This window comes from Pseudomonas sp. 05N431, from assembly GCF_056397005.1.
This window is the reverse complement of sequence record NZ_JBFTMN010000057.1, coordinates 1-650: the sequence shown is the minus strand read 5'-3', so window position 1 is coordinate 650 and position 650 is coordinate 1. Positions and strand designations below refer to the sequence as shown.

Annotated in this window: 1 protein-coding gene; it reads right to left on the bottom strand. The window is 58.6% G+C overall.

Going from position 1 to position 650, the window contains the following annotated elements; genetic code table 11:
• Positions 1–650 (bottom strand): hypothetical protein (locus tag AC1DIG_RS29285; RefSeq protein ID WP_477770109.1); only part of this gene is annotated, 650 nt, incomplete at both ends.

Sequence of the window (650 nt, the reverse complement as noted above, 5' to 3'; positions counted from 1 at the left end):
AGCACGCCGTTGTTCAGGTCAAGGGAGAGGCTGGTATTGCTGCTGAGTTGGCCCCGGTCATGTTGATCGAGACCACTGACGCTGGCGGTCAGGGCCATGGCGCTGGCGATGCGACCGCCCAGACTGTTGTCCACTTGGGCGGCAGTCAGATTGAGGGTGTTGTCGCTGGAAACCTGGCCGCTCTGGTTCTGCAGGGCGCCAGTACTGATCGACAGCGGACCTTTGCTATAGATATTGCCTTGCTGGCTATTATCGAGGCTGGCGCTGGTGAGGTTCATCCCGGCCTGGCTGGACAGCACGCCCGTGGTGTTGAGCAGGCTGTTGGCGTTGATCGTCAGTCCATTACTGGCAACCTGTCCTTTGAAATTGTTCAACGTCTGGTTGATCAGCAGCGTGAGGTTTTGCTCGCTGAGGACCTTGCCGCCGGCGCTGTTATCCAGGCTGGCAGCCGCCAACGTGAAACCTTGTTTGCTGGAGATTTCACCGCTCTGGTTGACGACGGCGTTGAGGTTTTTCAGCAGCAGCGCGCCTGGCGTAGTGATCAAGGCGCTCTGGTTATTGAGCACGCCGTTGTTCAGGTCAAGGGAGAGGCTGGTATTGCTGCTGAGTTGGCCCCGGTCATGTTGATCGAGACCACTGACGCTGGCGGT